General features: G+C 71.4%; 11 protein-coding genes. 7 read left to right on the plus strand and 4 right to left on the minus strand.

Translation table 11 applies throughout. From position 1 onward, the window contains the following. Positions 1-49 precede the first annotated feature (49 nt). Positions 50-1,078: an NAD-dependent epimerase/dehydratase family protein gene (locus D0Z67_RS07895; protein WP_031179836.1), complete on the plus strand. Its 1,029-nt coding sequence runs from the start codon at positions 50-52 to the stop codon at positions 1,076-1,078. Between the two features lie 137 nt (positions 1,079-1,215). Beyond that, positions 1,216-2,808: a DUF1996 domain-containing protein gene (locus D0Z67_RS07900; protein WP_031179835.1), complete on the plus strand. Its 1,593-nt coding sequence runs from the start codon at positions 1,216-1,218 to the stop codon at positions 2,806-2,808. 119 nt (positions 2,809-2,927) lie between these two features. Here D0Z67_RS07900 and D0Z67_RS07905 read toward each other — a convergent pair whose 3' ends face one another. Next, positions 2,928-3,335, minus strand: a complete 408-nt coding sequence (locus D0Z67_RS07905; RefSeq protein ID WP_031179834.1) for a hypothetical protein — start codon at positions 3,333-3,335, stop codon at positions 2,928-2,930. 123 nt (positions 3,336-3,458) lie between these two features. Between D0Z67_RS07905 and D0Z67_RS07910 the strand changes: the two genes are divergently transcribed. The 5 genes from D0Z67_RS07910 (at position 3,459) to D0Z67_RS07930 (ending at position 8,746) form a co-directional block, all read left to right on the plus strand. After that, the gene (locus tag D0Z67_RS07910; RefSeq protein ID WP_031179833.1) at positions 3,459-3,965 is read left to right on the plus strand and encodes a tetratricopeptide repeat protein; all 507 of its coding nucleotides are present in this window, start codon (positions 3,459-3,461) and stop codon (positions 3,963-3,965) included. A gap of 61 nt (positions 3,966-4,026) precedes the next feature. Next, a complete protein-coding gene (locus tag D0Z67_RS07915; RefSeq protein ID WP_031179832.1) occupies positions 4,027-5,949 on the plus strand; it encodes a hypothetical protein in 1,923 nt (640 codons plus the stop codon). Positions 5,950-6,028: 79 nt separating this feature from the next. Further along, complete coding sequence (locus D0Z67_RS07920) at positions 6,029-6,931, plus strand: metal-dependent hydrolase (protein WP_031179831.1); 903 nt, start codon at positions 6,029-6,031, stop codon at positions 6,929-6,931. Beyond that, complete coding sequence (locus D0Z67_RS07925) at positions 6,924-7,988, plus strand: PDR/VanB family oxidoreductase (RefSeq protein WP_031179830.1); 1,065 nt, start codon at positions 6,924-6,926, stop codon at positions 7,986-7,988. The genes D0Z67_RS07920 and D0Z67_RS07925 overlap by 8 nt, the downstream gene beginning before the upstream one ends. Positions 7,989-8,056: 68 nt before the next feature. After that, positions 8,057-8,746, plus strand: a complete 690-nt coding sequence (locus D0Z67_RS07930) for a TetR/AcrR family transcriptional regulator (protein ID WP_107059519.1) — start codon at positions 8,057-8,059, stop codon at positions 8,744-8,746. A 4-nt stretch (positions 8,747-8,750) separates the two neighbouring features. Here D0Z67_RS07930 and pulA read toward each other — a convergent pair whose 3' ends face one another. The 3 genes from pulA to D0Z67_RS07945 all read right to left on the minus strand — a co-directional run bounded on the left by pulA (position 8,751) and on the right by D0Z67_RS07945 (position 17,617). Next, entirely contained in the window at positions 8,751-14,147 is a 5,397-nt protein-coding gene (gene pulA / locus D0Z67_RS07935) for a pullulanase-type alpha-1,6-glucosidase (RefSeq protein ID WP_031179828.1), read from the minus strand. 201 nt (positions 14,148-14,348) lie between these two features. After that, positions 14,349-15,725, minus strand: a complete 1,377-nt coding sequence (locus D0Z67_RS07940; protein WP_031179827.1) for an alpha-amylase — start codon at positions 15,723-15,725, stop codon at positions 14,349-14,351. Positions 15,726-15,883: 158 nt separating this feature from the next. Next, positions 15,884-17,617: a glycoside hydrolase family 13 protein gene (locus tag D0Z67_RS07945; RefSeq protein ID WP_031179826.1), complete on the minus strand. Its 1,734-nt coding sequence runs from the start codon at positions 17,615-17,617 to the stop codon at positions 15,884-15,886. Between the last annotated feature and the right edge of the window lie 40 nt (positions 17,618-17,657).

A 17,657-nucleotide genomic window follows, 5' to 3' on the forward strand; every position in this document is an offset into this window, starting at 1 on the left:
TGAGCGGACGTGGGTGCCGCCCGCGTCCGCCCGGGGCATGATCCCCGGCATGAAGCTACTCGTGCTGGGCGGAACCGAGTTCGTGGGCCGGGCCGTGGTCGAGGCCGCGCTGGAGCGGGGCTGGGAGGTGACCGCGTTCAACCGCGGCAACCGCCAACCCCCGCCGGACGTAAGGTCGTTGCACGGTGACCGCACCTCCCCCGAGGGCCTGGCCGCGCTCACCGCCGACGGCACCCGCTGGGACGCCGTCGTGGACACCTGGACGGGCGCGCCGAAGACCGTGCTGGAGACGGCCCGCCTGCTGAAGGACCGCGCCGAGCGGTACGCCTACATATCCACCCGCTCCGTCTACACCTGGCCCTGGCCCACCCTGGGCGGCCTCGCCGAGGAGGGCCCCCTGGTGGAGGGCGCCGCCGACGCGGACGCCACCGACTACGCGGCCGACAAGCGAGGCGGCGAGCTGGCCGTCCTTACCACCTTCGGCCCCGACCGCGCCCTGCTGGTCCGGGCCGGCCTGATCCTCGGTCCGTACGAGAACGTCGGCCGCCTCCCCTACTGGCTGACCCGGATCGCACGAGGCGGCGAGGTGCTCGCGCCCGGTCCGCGCGAGATGCCGATCCAGTACGTCGACGCCCGTGACCTGGCCGAATGGCTGCTGGGCGCGCTGGACAAGGGGCTGAGCGGGCCGTTCGACCTGGCGAGCGCGCCGGGTCACTCCACGATGGGCGAGCTGCTGGAGCGGTGCCGGGAGGTCACCGGCTCGGCCGCCGAGCTGCGCTGGACCGACCCGGAGACGATCCTCGCGGCCGGGATCGAGCCGTGGACCGAGCTGCCGCTCTGGACGCCTCCGGAAGGCGAGCTGTCCTGTGTGCACCGGGGGGACGTGTCGCGGGCGCTGGCCACCGGGCTGCACTGCCGGCCGGTGGACGAGACGGTCGCCGACACCTGGCGCTGGCTGACCTCGATCGGCGGCCAGGCGCCCGAGCGGCCGGGCCGCCCGGCGCCGGGGGTGCCCGCCGACAAGGAGGTGGCGGCACTCAACGCCCGCCCCAACTCCCCCAGTTCAGACGGCATTTAACGCGTCGAGCCCGGGTAGACCTGGGAAATATTTGTGAGACCGGTGAACACCTCTGGGGCGGCGTGCGTATGGAAGGGCGCCGCTTCACTCCTGTCGGGCGCCTCGAAGCTGCCCCGCAAGGAAGTCAGAGGAGTTCCATGGGACGCAACATACGTAAACGCCGCTCGCCGCTGGCCGTGAAGGTCACCGCCGCATCGGCGGCCCTAGCGCTCGGCGGGGGCGGGCTGATCTGGGCGAACTTCTACGCCTCGGCTCACGAGTCGAACAACGACGCGTGGGGAGGCAACCGCACCAAGGCCGCGTCCGCGCAGGTCGCCACGATCTCGTGCCCGGACGTCGGCCAGAAGCTGACCAACGTGCCGGACAAGGCCCGTACCGACGTCGCCGGTGAACTGTCCAACCTGGACCGGCAGATCACCGAGGCGTACCAGCGCCTGGCGACCACGCGGGACGCGCAGACCCGGGACGCGAGCTTCGTCCAGAACAGCATCCTGCAGCCGCTCAAGGACCGCCGCCAGAACATCCTGGACCGGATCAAGCTGGAGATCACCCGCGTGGGCGGCACCGCCCCTGGTGACCTGGACACGCTGGCCGGCTGCACCGGCACCCCGGCCGACCAGACCAACGCCGGCGGCCAGCAGGGCGGCCAGAACGGCGGTCAGCAGCAGGGCGGGGGCCAGCAGCAGGGCGGCCAGCAGGGTGGCGGCCAGAACAACGGTGGCCAGCAGCAGGGTGGCGGTCAGCAGCAGGGCGGCCAGAACGGCGGTCAGCAGGGTGGCGGCCAGCAGGGCGGCAACATCGGCGGTCAGGCCGGCAACGGCCCCGTCGCGGCCGACTTCGTCGACATCACCAAGGCCCAGGCGAACGTCAAGGCCAAGCCGCGCAAGGCCCGCAACGCCTCGCGGGGCACCTTCACCACGCGCTGCGGTGTGAACACCAACAAGAACCACAACACCGACAACGTCATCGTGGCGCCCGGTGTGAAGAACGGCGCGCACCACCTGCACGACTACGTCGGCAACCAGAAGATCGACGCGTTCGCCAGCAACGACACGTTCCTCCAGGGCGGTTCGAGCTGCCAGAACAAGAGCGACCTGTCGTCGTACTACTGGCCGGTCGTCCGCGTCCAGGACGGTTCGCAGGACTTCGACCAGAACAACGACGGCGGCGGCAAGGAAGGCAACGTCGGCAAGATCCTGACGCCGGTCCAGGCGCAGATCAAGTACGTCGGCAGCCCCACCGGCAAGGTCGTGGCGATGCCGCAGTTCCTGCGGATCATCACCGGTGACGCGAAGACCACCACCAACGGTCTGGCCAACGCCAACGCGCACTGGAGCTGCACCGGGTTCGAGAACAAGGTCCAGCTCACCGAGCAGTACCCGATCTGCCCCCAGGGCAGCAAGGTCGTGCGGTCCTTCGCCTTCCAGAGCTGCTGGGACGGCCAGAACACCGACAGCGCCAACCACCGCACCCACGTGGCCTTCGCGGATGCCAACGGGAACTGCCAGAACGGCTTCAAGGCCATTCCGCAGCTGACCATGCGCCTGGTGTACGACATCAAGCCGCCCACCCTCGAGAACGGCCAGGTGAAGAACGCCTACGCCGTGGACGGTTTCCCGGAGCAGCTGCACAAGCCCTCCACAGACCACGACGACTTCATCAGCATCACGACCGGCGGTCTCGCCAACAAGATCGCAAACTGTGTGAACCGCGGCCAGAACTGCTCGTGATCCGCGGCTCGTGATCCAGAACTCGTGATCCCCCGAAGACCCCCCTCCTCGGGGGATCACGACAGAAGGCCGGTGCCGGGAAGCCTCCCGGCACCGGCCTTCGCCGTGTGTGTGCCGCGTCAGCCTGAGTGCTTCGCGCCGTGCCCGCTGTGGTCGGCGCCCGCCTCGACCTCGCCACCGAGCGTGCCGCGCAGCGCGTTGACCACGCCGTCGTCGCCCACCGCCACCCACTTGCGGCCGACGAGGTAGTGACCGCCGTAGTCCTTCGCGTCGTTGATCCACTCGCGTTGGCCCCGGTCGGTGGCGAAGGTGGCCAGGACGAACTTCCCGTCGGCGTTCTTGCAGAGCGCCTGGCGGATCTCGTCGGCGTCGGTCTGCATGTCCGGGCGGCACTTCACCTCGGCGGCCAGACTCTCCAGGCTGCCGGTCGCGGTGGCCGGCACCTTCGCGGTGTCGTCCTGGCCCGCGCCGCAGCCCGCCAGCGTCAGCACCACGGCGCCCACGAGCACCGCGCTGGTCATCCTCATCCGTTCCTCCGGTCCTGGTGGGCACGGGCATCCGCACCCTAGCCCTCGCAACGGGTACGGCTGCGAGGCCCGACATGCTCAAATCCCTTGATCGGTACGCCCGGTGCCTGCAAGAGTGGTCCGATGGACCGAGACTGGGAAGAGCGCGTGGCGGCCGCCTGGGCCGCCTTGGACACCTGGCCCGAGGACGACGCGGCGGGCTTCCGTGCCGTGATCGACAAGCTGGCCGACGAGTTGCCCGAGGACCATCCGCTGGGCCTGTTCGAGCGGGCCTGCGCCTTCGACTCGACCGGCCACTCCGGTGACGCGGTCGGGCTGTACCGCGCGGCCCTGGACAACGGCCTGACGGAGGCCGACCCGTACAAGGGCCGCCGGACGAAGATCCAGCTGGCCAGCTCGCTCCGCAACACCGGCCACGCGGAGGAGGGCGTCGCCCTGCTCACCCCCGAACTGGACGCTCACTCGGACGAGTTGAACGACGCGGTACGGGCGTGCCTGGCGCTGTGCCTGTCCAGCCTGGGCCGGGACCGCGAGGGACTCTCGCTGGTGCTCGGCGCGCTGGCCCCCCATCTCCCGCGCTACCAGCGGTCGATGGCCAACTACGCCCGCCTGCTGACCGAACCGGCGTGATCCGGGCCGCACATCACCCGTGCGGCGGTGACCTAAGACCGTCTCGCTCGTTCTCCCCGATGTGCAGTCACAGGATGTAGCCCAGCGTCACGCACCCGCCTCCTCCCGGAACCAGGACCCGGCCGTCGACGTCGGCCGGGCCGAGGCCGCGCTCGTCGAGCACTACCCCCGGCTGGTCCGGCTCGCCTACCTGGTGCTCCCGCCCACTCTCGGCCGGGGGCGCCGGGTCCTGACCGCACACGCCCTCGCCCAGCGCGCCCTGCCGCGCGGCCGCAAGCAGCGCGCCCTGATCCCGGCCCAGCCGACCGGCCGGGACGGCGACCCCGGCTACGAATTCGTCCGGCTCCGGGTGCTGCGCAGCGCGCTGGAGGCGTCCGAGCCGCGCAAGGGACTCCCCAAGCTGTCCCAACTCCCGGCCCCGCTCCCCCAGGTGTGGGGGCTGAGGCTCTTCCCGCGCTCGGGCGGCGCCGATGAACTCGCCCTGGACCAGCGGCTGTCGGCCCTGACCGGCCCGGCCCGCGCCGCCTACGTCCTGCGCGGCCTGGAGGGGCTGGCGGACGACGACGTGCGCAAGATCCTCAAGGCCGCAGGGGTCACCCGTACCGAGTCCGCGCTGGCCGGGGCGAACGGGGTGCCCGCGCAGTACGCGCTGCTCGCCTCCCCCGAGTTCGACGCCTGCTCGCTCCAGGCCCGGCCCACCGATCTGATGCGCCGCCGCCAGCACACCAAGGCGGCGGTGGCCGCGGCCGCCGCGCTCGCGGTGGCCTGCGTGCTGGTGGCGGTGCCCGGCGGCGGCTGGGGCCCGGACGGCGCCGCCGCCCCCGCGTACGCGGAGAACCCCGCCGCCGCGGCCGCGCTCGACCCCGCCAAGGTGCAGCGGGTGACCCCGGCCGCGTGGAAGACCTCGGCCCGTACCGACTTCTCCGTCTGGCCCGCGCGCGGGCCGCTCGCCGGTGACGAGGGCCTGCTGCGCCGCGCGCTGGCGGTCTGGGCCCGCCCCGGCGCCACCGTCCGCGTCTCGGCCACCCCCGGCACCTTCACCGGCGGCCCCGCCGGACCGCCCCAACTCCTGTACGCGGGCGACGTGGACGCGGCCCGCGTGGTGGTCCTCTACGACGGCCTGCGCATCGCCCGCTACGCCGAGCCCAGGGACGGCACCGAGGGCGCGGCCCTCGACTTCGCCCGGGTGGACGGCGCGACCGGCGCCGAGGCGAGCGCGCTGGTGCTGGGCCGCTCCGACGGCAACGTCCGCTATCTGACCGCCCCTTGGGTGAAGGAGGCCGCCGGGCGGGACCTGACCAAGCCGGAGTCGCGGCCGACCGCGCTCACCCTGACCGACGGGGTCACCTCCCCGCTGGCCAGCCCCGCGCTGCGCACGGGCGACTGCACCTCCTGGACCGCGCTCCAGCTGACGGACGGCTCCGGCACCCAGCTCTCCAGCGATCTGGGCGAGCTGGTGCCGGCCCACCTCACCGCGGGCCGGCCGGGTGCGGCCGAGGAGGCGACCGGGGCCGAAGGGCTGCGCGCCTGGGCGCCGTTCGCCTGCTCGCTGGCGGCGGAGCGGGCGGCCGGGGTGCGCGGGGTGAACGCGTGGGCGTTCGCCGAGCAGCCGCTGCCGGACGCGAGCGGCGCCGGGCAGTGGGTGTGCACCCGGGCCGAGACCTGGCGCGGTGACGGCACGGCCGCGCTGGCCCAGTTCCGTACGCCGGGCGGCGCCGCCGGGGCGGTGGTGGCCAAGGGCACGGACACCACGGCGTGCGGCCCGCGTGATCCGCACGTGCTGGCCGGGGTGCTGTGGAAGTCGAGCGGCGGCCACTGGTATCTGCTGGCCGCGGGCAGCCGGGGCGTGACCTCGATCCGGTCCTCGGGCGGGGTGACCGCGTCCGGGCAGGGCCAGTTGCTGGTGGCCAAGGCGGAGCAGGGCGCGCAGGCGCAGCTGGCGGGCACGCTGGAGGGCGGCCGGAAGATCAGCGGGCTGCACTGACCGGGCGCTGCTGACAGTTTGCCGAACAAGGTCGTGCACGGGGGTTCTCAGGTGCGGTACCCGTCAGTACATTGACGCCATGTCTAACAAGCAGGCCCGGCCGGTACAGGCCGAGCGCATCCCGCTGAAGGCGCGCAAGGTGTCCTTCGCCTGGGAGGACACCCCGCTGCACTGGGTGCCGGGCGACCCCTTCACCACGCACACCATCAATGTGCTGCATCTGCTGCTGCCCGCCGGCGAGCGGTGGTTCGTCCATGTGTACAAGCAGGCGCTGCCGCTGATCAAGGACGAGCGGCTGCGCGAGGATGTCATCGGGTTCATCGGGCAGGAGGCGATGCACTCCCAGGCCCATGACGAGGTGCTGCCGCACCTGCGCGAGCAGGGGCTCGACCCGACGCCGTACACCGCGCAGGTCGACTGGTTCTTCGAGAAGCTGCTCGGGGACCGTACTCTGCCGCCCGGCCGGGTCCGCCGCTGGTGGCTGCTGGAGCGGATCGCGCTGATCGCGGCGATCGAGCACTACACCGCGTTCCTCGGCGACTGGGTGCTGAACGCGGCCGAGCTGGACCGGCGGGGCGCCGATCCGACCATGCTGGACCTGCTGCGCTGGCACGGCGCCGAGGAGGTCGAGCACCGCTCGGTCGCCTTCGACCTCTTCGTGCACGTGGACGGCGACTACCGGCGCCGGGTGCGGACCTGGGCGCTGGCCTTCGGGGCGCTGATGTTCCTGTGGCAGCGCGGGGCCCGCTTCTTCATGGAGCACGATCCGACGCTGGTGGACGGCAAGGCGTCGTTCCGGGAGTTCTACATGAGCGGGCGCCGGGGCACGCTGCCCGCGACGGGCGCGCTGCTGAAGTCCATCCCGCGCTATCTGAGCCGGGCGTACCACCCGTCCCAGGAGGGCTCGACCGCGCAGGCGGTGGCCTACCTGGCCTCGTCCCCGGCGGCGCTGGCCGCGGAGAAGGCGGAGCACGATGCCTGAGCAGACCACCCGGTCCGTCGCCGCCGCCGCGCTCCTGGTGGGCGCCGGGCTGCTGACCCGGCGGGCGCTGCGCCGCCGGGTCAAGGACTCGCCGCTGTGGCCGATGCCCACGCTGGACCCGCCGATCTCCGGGCGCCCCCGTACGCGGGCGCTGCGGCTGCTGCTGACCGGGCACGAGCGTGTCGCGGACGGCGTGGTGCGGCTGCGGCTGGAGGGCAGCGACCTGCCCGCCTGGGAGCCGGGCGCGCATCTGGACCTGGTGCTGCCGTCGGGTCTGGTCCGCCAGTACTCGCTGTGCGGGGACCCGGCCGACTCCTCGGTGTACGAGGTGGCCGCGCGGCTGGTCGAGGACGGCCGGGGCGGCTCCCGGGAGGTGCACGAGCAGCTCACCGAGGGGGCCGAGCTGGAGGTGCGTGGCCCGCGCAACCGGTTCCCGCTGGTGGAGGCGCCCGCGTACGTCTTCGTGGCCGGCGGCATCGGGATCACCCCGGTCCTGCCCATGCTGCGGGCGCTGTCGGAGGACGTGGACGTGCGGCTGCTGTACTGCGGGCGTACGCGGGCTTCGATGCCGTTCCTGAAGGAGGCGGCGGCACTGGCCGGGGACGGGTGCACGGTGGTGGCCGAGGACGAGGACGGCCGCCCCGACCTCGTCGCGCTGCTGACCGGGCTGCCCGAGGGCGCGGTGGTGTACTGCTGCGGCCCGGAGGGGCTGATGGCGGCGGTGGAGGCGGCGCTGCCCGAGGGGACCGCGCTGCACCTGGAGCGGTTCGCCCCGCGTACGGCAGGCGGCGCGGACACCGCCTTCGAGGTCGAACTGCGGCGCAGCGGCCGGACGTTGACCGTCCCGTCGGATTCGACCCTGCTGGCGGCGGTGCGCCGGGAGCTGCCGGACACCCTCTACTCCTGCGAGCAGGGTTTCTGCGGGACCTGCCAACAGCGGGTGCTGGAGGGCGAGGTGGATCACCGCGACGAGCTGCTGACGGACGGGGAGCGCGACGATTCGATGCTCATCTGCGTGTCCCGCTCCCGGGGTGAGCGGCTGGTGCTGGACATGTGAGCGCGCGGGGTGCGGCCGGGCGGAACCGGATCGTCCAAGTGTCGTTGCCGGTCGGTAAGGTTGAACCCATGGGTACCGGGGTTCGCCGCAGGATGGGCGTCGAGGAGCGGCGGCAGCAGTTGATCAAGGTCGCGCTCGACCTGTTCAGCCGGCGCTCGCCGGACGAGGTCTCGATCGACGAGATAGCGTCGGCCGCCGGCATCTCCCGCCCGCTGGTCTACCACTACTTCCCCGGCAAGATGAGCCTGTACGAGGCCGCGCTGACCCGGGCGGCGGAGGATCTGGCTGGCCGCTTCGAGGAGCCGCACGAGGGCCCGCTGGGTGCCCGGCTGCTCCGGGTGATGGGCCGCTTCTTCGACTTCGTGGACGAGCACGGGCCGGGCTTCTCCGCCCTGATGCGGGGCGGTCCGGCGGTCGGCTCCTCGGCCACCAACGCCCTGGTCGACTCGGTGCGCCAGGCGTCCTACGAGCAGATCCTGTCCCATCTGGGGATCACCGAGGCGCCCGCCCGGCTGGAGCTGGTGGTGCGCTCGTGGATCTCGCTGGTGGAGTCGACGGCGCTGATCTGGCTGGAGGGCCGCCGGGTGCCGCGCGAGGAGCTGGAACGTCAGCTCGTGCACGACTTCGCCGCCCTGGCCGCGATCAGCGCCGCCTACGACCCCGAAATGGCCGCCGTGGTCCGCACCTTCGTACAGAACGAGCCGGGCGACGGCCCCTTCGCGGAACTCGCCACCCGGCTGATCTCTCTGGCGTCCTGACCCCTTACCGGGTGAACACCGCCACCGTCCGTGCCGGGACCGTGAAGGTGCCCGAACCGGGTGCGTAGGACGCCGACTTGACGATGTCGTCCGTGCCGGTCGCCTGGGCGGGGTGCAGGTGGTAGTCGATGCCCGCGAGGGCGGGGACACGCTGGTTCTGCTGCCCGGGGGTGGCGTTGAAGACCACGACCAGGTCACCCAGGCGCATGGTGATCACGCCGGGGGTCTCGTCCTTGCCGGAGAGCGGGAAGGAGAGGCGGTCCTGCACCTGGGCGGTGGTGGCGAGGGAGAAGGCGTCCTCGGTGGTGCGGATGCGCAGCAGGTCGCGGTAGGCGGCCGAGGCGCCGGTGATCTGCGGGCAGCTCACCTTCACCGTGCTCAACAGGGGCTTGGCGTAGGACCACTTGGACTGGTTGTCGGCCGCCGGGGGCAGCCCGCGTCCGAAGCCGTTGCCGTCGGCGCAGTTCCAGTGGATGGCGTTGAACCAGTCGCCGCTGTCGAAGGAGTTGCGGTCCAGCGACTTGGAGCGCAGCAGGTCGGTGCCCGCCTGGGACAGGGCCGGGCCCTGGGAGAGCGCGGCCGTGGCCATCGCGAGGACCTGCATCCTGGCCCGGTCGGAGGCGCTCGTCCCGGCCGGCAGCTTGAAGGTGAGGGCGTCGAACAGCGACTCGTTGTCGTGGGCGTCCGCGTAGGCGAGGGCGTCGCCGGGGGCGGCCGCGTATCCGGCGGGTGAGCCGTTGTAGTCGACCCCGGCGCCGGTGACCTCCTTCCCGTCGTTGTCGGTGAACCGGTATCCGGCGAGGTTGCCGGTGAGGCCGACCTTGATCAGGTCCTGGTAGTGCAGCAGCCGGGCCTTCTGCTCGGCCTCGGTGCCGTTGGCGGTGGAGGAGTTGGGGTCGGTGTAGAGGCCGGAGGCGAAGCCCTGGACGCCGGGGTCCTCGTCGAAGGGTCCGCCGCCGCGCACGGCGTCACGGGCCCGGTCGGAGAAGGTGGCGATGCCGGTGCCGGCCATGTTCTTCTGGGTGGCCTGGACGAAGCGGGCGTCGTCGGCGACCTCGCCGAAGTTCCAGCCCTCGCCGTACAGGATGATCTTCTTCCCGTCGACGCCGTCCTTGGCGACGGTCAGCGCGTCCAGCGCCTTGCGGACGGCCAGGATGTTGGCCTTGGGGTGGTGGCCCATGAGGTCGAAGCGGAAGCCGTCGACCTTGTACTCCTTGGCCCAGGTGACGATCGAGTCCACGACGAGCTTGCCCATCATGGCGTTCTCGGTCGCGGTGCCCGCGCAGCAGGTGGAGTTGGCCACGCTGCCGTCGGCGAGGAGCCGCTGGTAGTAGCCGGGCACGATCCGGTCGAGCACCGAGGTGTCCGCCTGCCCGCTGGCCGCCGTGTGGTTGTAGACCACGTCCATGACGACCCGCAGCCCGTCCTGGTTGAGCGACTGGACCATCTTCCGGAACTGCACGGTACGGCCCGTGCCGTCGGGGTCGGTGGCGTAGGAGCCCTCGGGGACCGTGTAGTGGAACGGGTCGTACCCCCAGTTGTAGGCGTCCTTGGCGGCGGTCTTCGCCACGCACTCCTGCTGCTTGTCGGAGTCGGCCGGGAAGGAGGCCAGGTCGCAGTCCGGGGTGGCCTGGTCGGCCTTCTTCTCGGGGATGGTGGCGATGTCGAACGCGGGCAGCAGGTGCACGTAGGAGGTGCCGGCCTTCGCCAGCTCGCGCAGGTGCTTCGAGCCGTCGCTGTCCTTGTCGGTGAAGGCCAGGTAGCTGCCCCGGTCCCCCGCCGGGACGGTCTTGTCGGCCACCGAGAAGTCCCGGATGTGCAGCTCCTGGATCTGCGCGTCCCGCAGCGGCACCGCCTTGGGCTTGGTGAGCCCGGCCCAGCCCTCGGGGGCCAGCGAGCGGTCGGCGAGGTCGACGACGAGGCTGCGCTCGGAGTCGGCGGTCAGGGCGACCGAGTAGGGGTCGGTGACCGAGTTGGTGACGAGCTTGCCGACGCTGGGCGCCCACACCTTGACCACGTACCGGTAGGGCTTGCCCTTCCAGGACGCGGGGCCGGTGACGGACCAGACGCCGGTGGTGTCGTCGCGGCGCATGGGCGTCAGCGTGCCGTCCAGCTCCAGCGAGACGCTCTGGGCCGTGGGCGCCCAGACGGAGAGGGTGGGCCTGCCGCCCTGGAAGACCGGGCCGAGGCCGCTCTTGGCGGCGCTCGCGTAGACGTCGTCCAGCACCCCGGCGATCTGCACCCCGGTCGCGGCCAGGACCGCGCCGCCCGCGGACCGCTGGGAGGCGACGAGCTGGCCGGTGAGGGACTCGCGCACCCGGTCGCGGTCGCGGGGGTCGACGGTCCAGGCGGTGTAGTCCTTCAGGTGCGGGAACTTCGCCTTCTGGGCGTCGGTGAGCGTGCCCTTCTCCAGCCGCAGCCAGCGCTCGTCGTCGCTGGTCAGCGCCCCGTCCTTGACGGCGATCGAGCCGTCGCGGGAGTACAGGAGCTGGGTGGAGGCGGCGCCCTCGGCGCCGTTCCAGGCGAGGGTGTCGCGGTCGATCCAGACCGCCTTGGCGGTGGTCAGGTCGAGCGCGGCCGCGCTGCCCTTGGGCTGCGGGAGCAGGTACTTCTCCTGGCCGCTCAACAGCCACACCTCGTGGCCGTCTCCCTTGAGGTCGAGGGACTGGTCGGTGGGCAGGTCCTTCTCGTCGCCCTTGTGGAGGATGTAGCTGAGACTGGTGGCACCCTCGGTGAGCGGTACCTCGTAGACCGCGCCATAGGCGTCAGTCTTCACCGGCATGAGGGGCTTCGACCAGTCGGTGGGGTTCGCGGCACCGGTCCAGGTGTGCAGGCCCCAGCCGTCGTACTTCCCGTCGGCGCGGTGGTAGTGCAGTACGGCCTTGCCCTGGTCCTGGGCCGGATAGTCCGGGCGCTCGGTCAGCACCTCGGGCTTGCCCTGCTCCAGCCAGACCTCACCCGTCTTCGTGACGTCGATGCTCCGGTCGGCGGAGACGTCCTTGTTCCCGTCCTTGTCGATGACCAGGAAGCCCACGTCGGAGGCGCCCGGCTTGAGCTTGACGTAGGCGAAGGCGCCGTAGGCGTCGCGGCCGGTGAAGGGGTGGGTCGCCGGCCACTCGGTGGCCTCGCCGTCGGCGAGGTCGCCCCAGGCGTACAGGCCCCAGTTCGCGTAGTCCCCGTCGGCCCGCTCGTAGTGCACCACCGCGTAGTCACGGGAGGCCGCGGCGGGCGGCTCGGGCGTGGGCGCGGTGCCGGTCACCGAGGAGGCCAGGGCACTGGCGGTGCGTCCGGCGGAGTCGATCACCACGGCCTTGTACCGCAGCGCGGTCCCGGCGGGTACGTCCTTGCCGAGGGCCTGGGTGACCTTGTACGGCGCGTGGTCGGCCGAACCCAGCGTCTTCCAGGGCCCGTTGCCGACCTGCGCGGCGAAGACGACCCGGTTCAGCCCGCCTCCGCCCACATCCGCGCCGACCTCGACCGTGCCGGCGGCTCCGGCGGCCGGGGCGGTCAGGGTGAGCGTGGGCCGGGTGGCGGGGGCGGCGGGGCGCTTGGTGGCCCGGTAGACCACGGCGGTCCCGGCGGGGACGGTGAGCGTGAGCTTGCGCCCGGCGTCCGACTTCACGGTGCGCGCGGCCCCGTAGATGCCCTGGTACGTCATGCGGGCGGAGCCGGTCGGGAGGGACACGGTCTCGACGGAGGCGGCGTTGTTGAGGGCGACGACGTACTCGGCGCCGGTGCGGGCGTCGGTGCGGGTGAAGGCGTAGACACCGGCGCCGTCGGCCGCGTAGCGCTCGGTCTGCACGCCGTCCGTCAGCGCCGGGTTGGCCTTGCGGAGCTTGGCGAGCGCCGCGATGTCCTTGTACAGCGGGGCCTTGGTGTCGTAGGCGTCGCGGGCGTGGGTGCGGGTGGTGCCGATCTCGTCGTCGTCCAGGTAGTCGGCGACCTTGGAGGCGAACATGGTCTGGCGGGCGTCCTTGTCGCCGCCGGAGCCGGTGAAGCCCTGCTCGTCGCCGTAGTAGACGACCGGGTTGCCCCGGCTGAGGAACATCAGCTGGTTGGCGAGGCGGTCCTTGCGCAGGATCTCGGCGTCGGACGCCTTCGGGTCGTCCTGCTTCAGGAAGTACCCGATGCGGCCCATGTCGTGGTTGCCGAGGAAGGTGACCTGCTCGTAGGCGTTGGCCTTGTCGGTCGTGTACTTGTAGTCGTCCCCGAAGACCCCGGCGAGCTTCCTGGCGCTGCCGCCCTGGGAGGCGTAGGCGCGGGCGGCGTCCTGGAAGGGGAAGTCGAGGGTGGCGTCAAGGCGGCCCTGGGTGACGTACGGGGAGGTCACCGAGGTGTCGGCGGAGTAGACCTCGCCGAACATGAAGAAGTTCTTCCGCCCGTGCCCGGCCGCGTACTTGTCCAGCGCGGTGGCCCACTGGGTCCAGAAGTCCATGTCCACGTGCTTGACGGTGTCGATGCGGAAGCCGTCGACGGCGAAGTCCCGCACCCAGCGCTGGTAGATCCGCTCCATGCCCTTGACCACCTCGGGACGCTCGGTCCACAGGTCGTCCAGGCCGGAGAAGTCGCCGTACTCGGCGGACTCGCCCGCGAAGGTGGAGTCGCCCCGGTTGTGGTACATCGACGGGTCGTTGAGCCAGGCCGGGACCTTGCTGCGGCTGCGCACGACCGGGGTGCGCGGGAAGGAGGAGGCGTCCACGGCCGGGAACTTCTTCCGGCCGTCGGCGTAGTCGGCGTCGTCGAAGGGGCGGCCGTCCTTGGTCAGGTACGGGAAGGCGCCCTTGGAGAGGTAGTCGTAGGACTTCTCCCGGTAGTCGACGAGGTCGGCGGTGTGGTTGGTGATGACGTCGAAGAAGACCTTCATGCCCTTGGCGTGCGCCTTGGCGATCAGGCCCTTCAGGTCGGCGTTGGTGCCGAAGTGCGGGTCGACCTGGGTGAAGTCGGTGATCCAGTAACCGTGGTAGCCGGCCGAGGCGTCGGCGCCGGTGCCCTGCACGGGACGGTTCTTGAAGATCGGGGCGAGCCAGATGGCGGTCGTGCCGAGGCCCTTGATGTAGTCCAGGCGCTGGGTGAGGCCCTTGAGGTCGCCGCCCTGGTAGAAGCCCTTGTCGGTGGGGTCGTAGCCGGTGCTCAGCCGCGAACCGGTCAGCCCGCCGCGGTCGTTGGAGCGGTCGCCGTTGGCGAAACGATCCGGCATGACGAAGTAGAACTGCTCCCGCGTGTCGTCGTGCCGGGCGGGCTCGGCGGCGAGGCGGGCGTCGGACGGCGGCGCGGGCGGGCTCGCCGCATGGGCGGACAGGGGTGTCACCAGGGTGGCGGCGAGGGCTGCGGCGACGAGGGCCGCCGCCCGGCGCCGGTAGGGGGTGCGGCGCGTGCCACGCGCCTGCCAGATCGGTCTCACGGCACAAACTCCTTGCGCTCACGGCTCGTTCGAGTCCGGCCAGAGGCACGGCTTCGCTGCCGGACGCGGCGTGACCGTACCGCCGTGGAAAGCCTTGCAGCAAGACTTGTGAAACATGAAGAAAGAAATTTCAGCGATGAACGAGGGACGAACCGCCCGTATACGACGGACGGTTCGTCGGAAGGTGCCTCAAGAGGGGCGTCAGCAGCTCGACTTGCCCGCGTACAGCGCGAGCGCGGTGTTGGCGCCCAGGGTCGCGGTGAACTGACCGCCGGCGTTCACCGACACCGTGGTGTTGTTCTGCACGTTGCAGTACGTGCCCGCCGCCAGCGAGGTCTGGTAGGTGCGAGAGAGGGAGGAGGACTCGTGGTTGATGGCCACGAACCCCTTGTTCCCGCGCCCGAAGGCGATGGCGTCGTTGCCGTTGTCCCACCAGTTGGAGACGGCCTGGCCGCGGGTGGCGTTGCGGAAGGCGACCATGGACTTGATCTCCGGCCAGGCGTGCTGGCACTTCCAGCCGTCCTGCCAGCAGGCGTTGACCTTGCCCCCGTTGGGCGGCCCGGCGTCCGCGTTCGACCACTCGTAGCCGGAGTTGATGTCCGGGGCGCCGTAGGGGTAGGCCAGCATGAAGACGTTGGCCAGCGTGTAGTTGGCGCCGTCCTTGTAGTTGAGGGTGCTGCCGTTGCGCTCGGTGTCGTGGTTGTCGACGAAGACCCCGGAGACCGAGCTGCTCATGTACCCCCAGCCCTCGCCGTAGTTCTTCAGGTAGGCGAGGTTCTCGTTGTTGAACACCCGCTTGAGGTCGTAGGCGTAGCGGAACTCCTGGACGTCGCCGTTGCCCGTGTACTCGGTGGGCTGGACGGCCTCGCCCGCGCCGTAGATGACCTCCTGCTTCCAGTACACCGACGGGTTGGTCAGCCGGGACTTGATGTTGGCCAGGTCCGCCGTGTCGATGTGCTTGGCCGCGTCGATGCGGAAGCCGTCGACGCCCAGCGAGAGCAGGTCGTTCAGGTACCCGGCGATGGTCTTGCGGACGTACTCCTCGCCGGTGTCCAGGTCGGCCAGGCCCACCAGTTCGCAGTGCTGGACGTTGTAGCGGTCCTGGTAGTTGCTGACCTGGGCGGTGCAGTCGTCGAAGTCGGGCGAGGAGTACAGGCCCGGGTAGTTGTACTTGGTGTACGACGAGCCGCCGGTACCGGTACCGCTGCCCGCGGACATGTGGTTGATCACCGTGTCGGCGACGACCTTGACGCCGGCCGAGTGACACGTGTCGACCATGCTCTTGAAGGCCGCGCGGTCACCGAGCCGGCCCGCGATCTTGTAGGAGACGGGCTGGTACGAGGTCCACCACTGGGAGCCCTGTATGTGCTCGGCGGGCGGGGAGACCTGCACATACCCGTATCCGGCCGGGCCGAGGGTGGTGGTGCACTCGCGGGCAACCGAGGCGAAGTTCCACTCGAAGAGGACGGCGGTGACGTCCTTGGTGCCGGGCGGCGACGCCTGTGCAGTAGTCGGGTACATGCCAACCGAGGCCGCTGCCGCGAGGGCGAGCGCCACGGTGAGGGTTCTGCGTGCCATGTGGGGGTTCCTTCGTCGTTGAAGGCTGTTGCCGCAGGACTGGGTGCCCTTGCTGAAATGTTTCAGCAAACTTGCGGTGACGCAGATGTTAAAGGCCCGCTGCCTGAAAAGGCAGCGGGCCGTGGGAAGTTGATGCAAGAACTTTCAGAAGGGGGCCGTCAGGCCGTGGTCCACCACACCGTGGTGTCGGCCGGGACCTCGGCCCCGGCGGCACTCTCGGTGATCTCCCCGCTGGCGAGCAGCACCCGCCCGTGCGCCGGGACGGTCACCGGCGCGCCGGTGGTGTTGGCGACACAGGTGAACTCCCCGCGCCGGAAGGCGAGTACGCCCTCGGGGGCGGGCAGCCACTCGACGCCGGAGCCCGCGCCGAGCGCCGGCTGTTCGCGCCGGGCGGCGAGCGCGGCCCGGTACAGCTCCAGCGTCGACCCGGCCACGCCGGTCTGCGCCTCGACGCTCAGCTCGCCCCAGCCCGCCGGCTGCGGCAGCCAGCTGCCCCCGCCGCCGAAGCCGTACGAGGAGCCCTCGCGGGTCCAGGGGATCGGCACCCGGCAGCCGTCGCGGAAGCCGTCCTGGCCCGCGCCCCGGAAGTAGGCGGGGTCCTGGCGCACCTCGTCGGGCAGGTCGACCACGTCGGGCAGGCCCAGTTCCTCGCCCTGGTAGAGGTAGGCGGAGCCGGGCAGGGCCAGCATCAGTAGGGTGGCGGCGCGGGCCCGGCGCAGGCCGAGGGCGCGGTCCCCGGCGGTGCGGATCTGGGTACCGAGGCCGGGCGGGTTGGCGAAGCGGGTGGCGTGCCGGGTGACGTCGTGGTTGGAGAGCACCCAGGTGGCCGGGGCGTCGACCGGGCGCATCGCGGCGAGCGTGCGGTCGATGACCTCGCGCAGCTGCTCCGCGTCCCAGTCGGTGCCCAGGTACTGGAAGTTGAACGCCTGGTGCAGCTCGTCGGGGCGGACGTAGTTGGCGGTCCGCTCGATGGTCGGCGTCCACGCCTCGGCGACGAAAATACGCCCGCCCGTCTCCCGCCCCCGCCCTTCCGCGGAAGGCCCTTCGGGCCCCTCCTTCTCCGCGTACTCGTCCAGCACCGTGCGCCACTGCCGGTAGACCTCGTGGACGCCCTCCTGGTCGAAGAACGGCATCACGTCGTTGCCCAGCAGCTTGAGCTGGTCGTGGGCGCCGAGGTCGGGCAGCCCGTCGGCCTTGATCAGGCCGTGGGCGACGTCGATGCGGAAGCCGTCGACGCCCATGTCCAGCCAGAACCGCAGGATGGACCGGAACTCGTCGCCGACCGCCGGGTGGTTCCAGTTGAAGTCGGGCTGCTCGGGCGCGAAGAGGTGCAGGTACCACTCCCCCGGCGTGCCGTCCGGCTCGGTGACCCGGGTCCAGGCCGGGCCGCCGAAGATGGACTCCCAGTCGTTGGGCGGGAGTTCGCCGGCCTTCCCCTTGCCGGGGCGGAAGTGGTACCGCTCGCGCAGCGGCGAGCCGGGGCCCTCCGCGAGCGCCCGCTTGAACCACTCGTGCTGGTCGGAGGAGTGGTTGGGCACCAGGTCCACGATGATCCGCAGGGACAGCTCGTGGGCGTCGCGGATCAGCGCGTCGGCGTCCAGCAGGTTGCCGAACATCGGGTCGACCGCGCGGTAGTCGGCCACGTCGTACCCGGCGTCCGCCTGCGGGGAGGCGTAGAACGGGCTGAGCCAGACGGCGTCCACGCCGAGGTCGCGCAGATAGGGCAGTCTGGCCCGCACGCCGGCCAGGTCGCCCATGCCGTCACCGTTGGAGTCGGCGAAGCTGCGCGGATAGACCTGGTAGATCACCGCGCCGCGCCACCAGTCGCGGTGCTGGGCGGCGGGGGCGACGGCGGTGTCGTCGGCCGGGGCTGCGAGATGCTGCTGGCTCATGGCGTCCTTGGTGCGTGACGAGGTTCGGTTCGTGTCTGGT

It is taken from the genome of Streptomyces seoulensis (assembly GCF_004328625.1).
Classification (GTDB): domain Bacteria; phylum Actinomycetota; class Actinomycetes; order Streptomycetales; family Streptomycetaceae; genus Streptomyces; species Streptomyces seoulensis.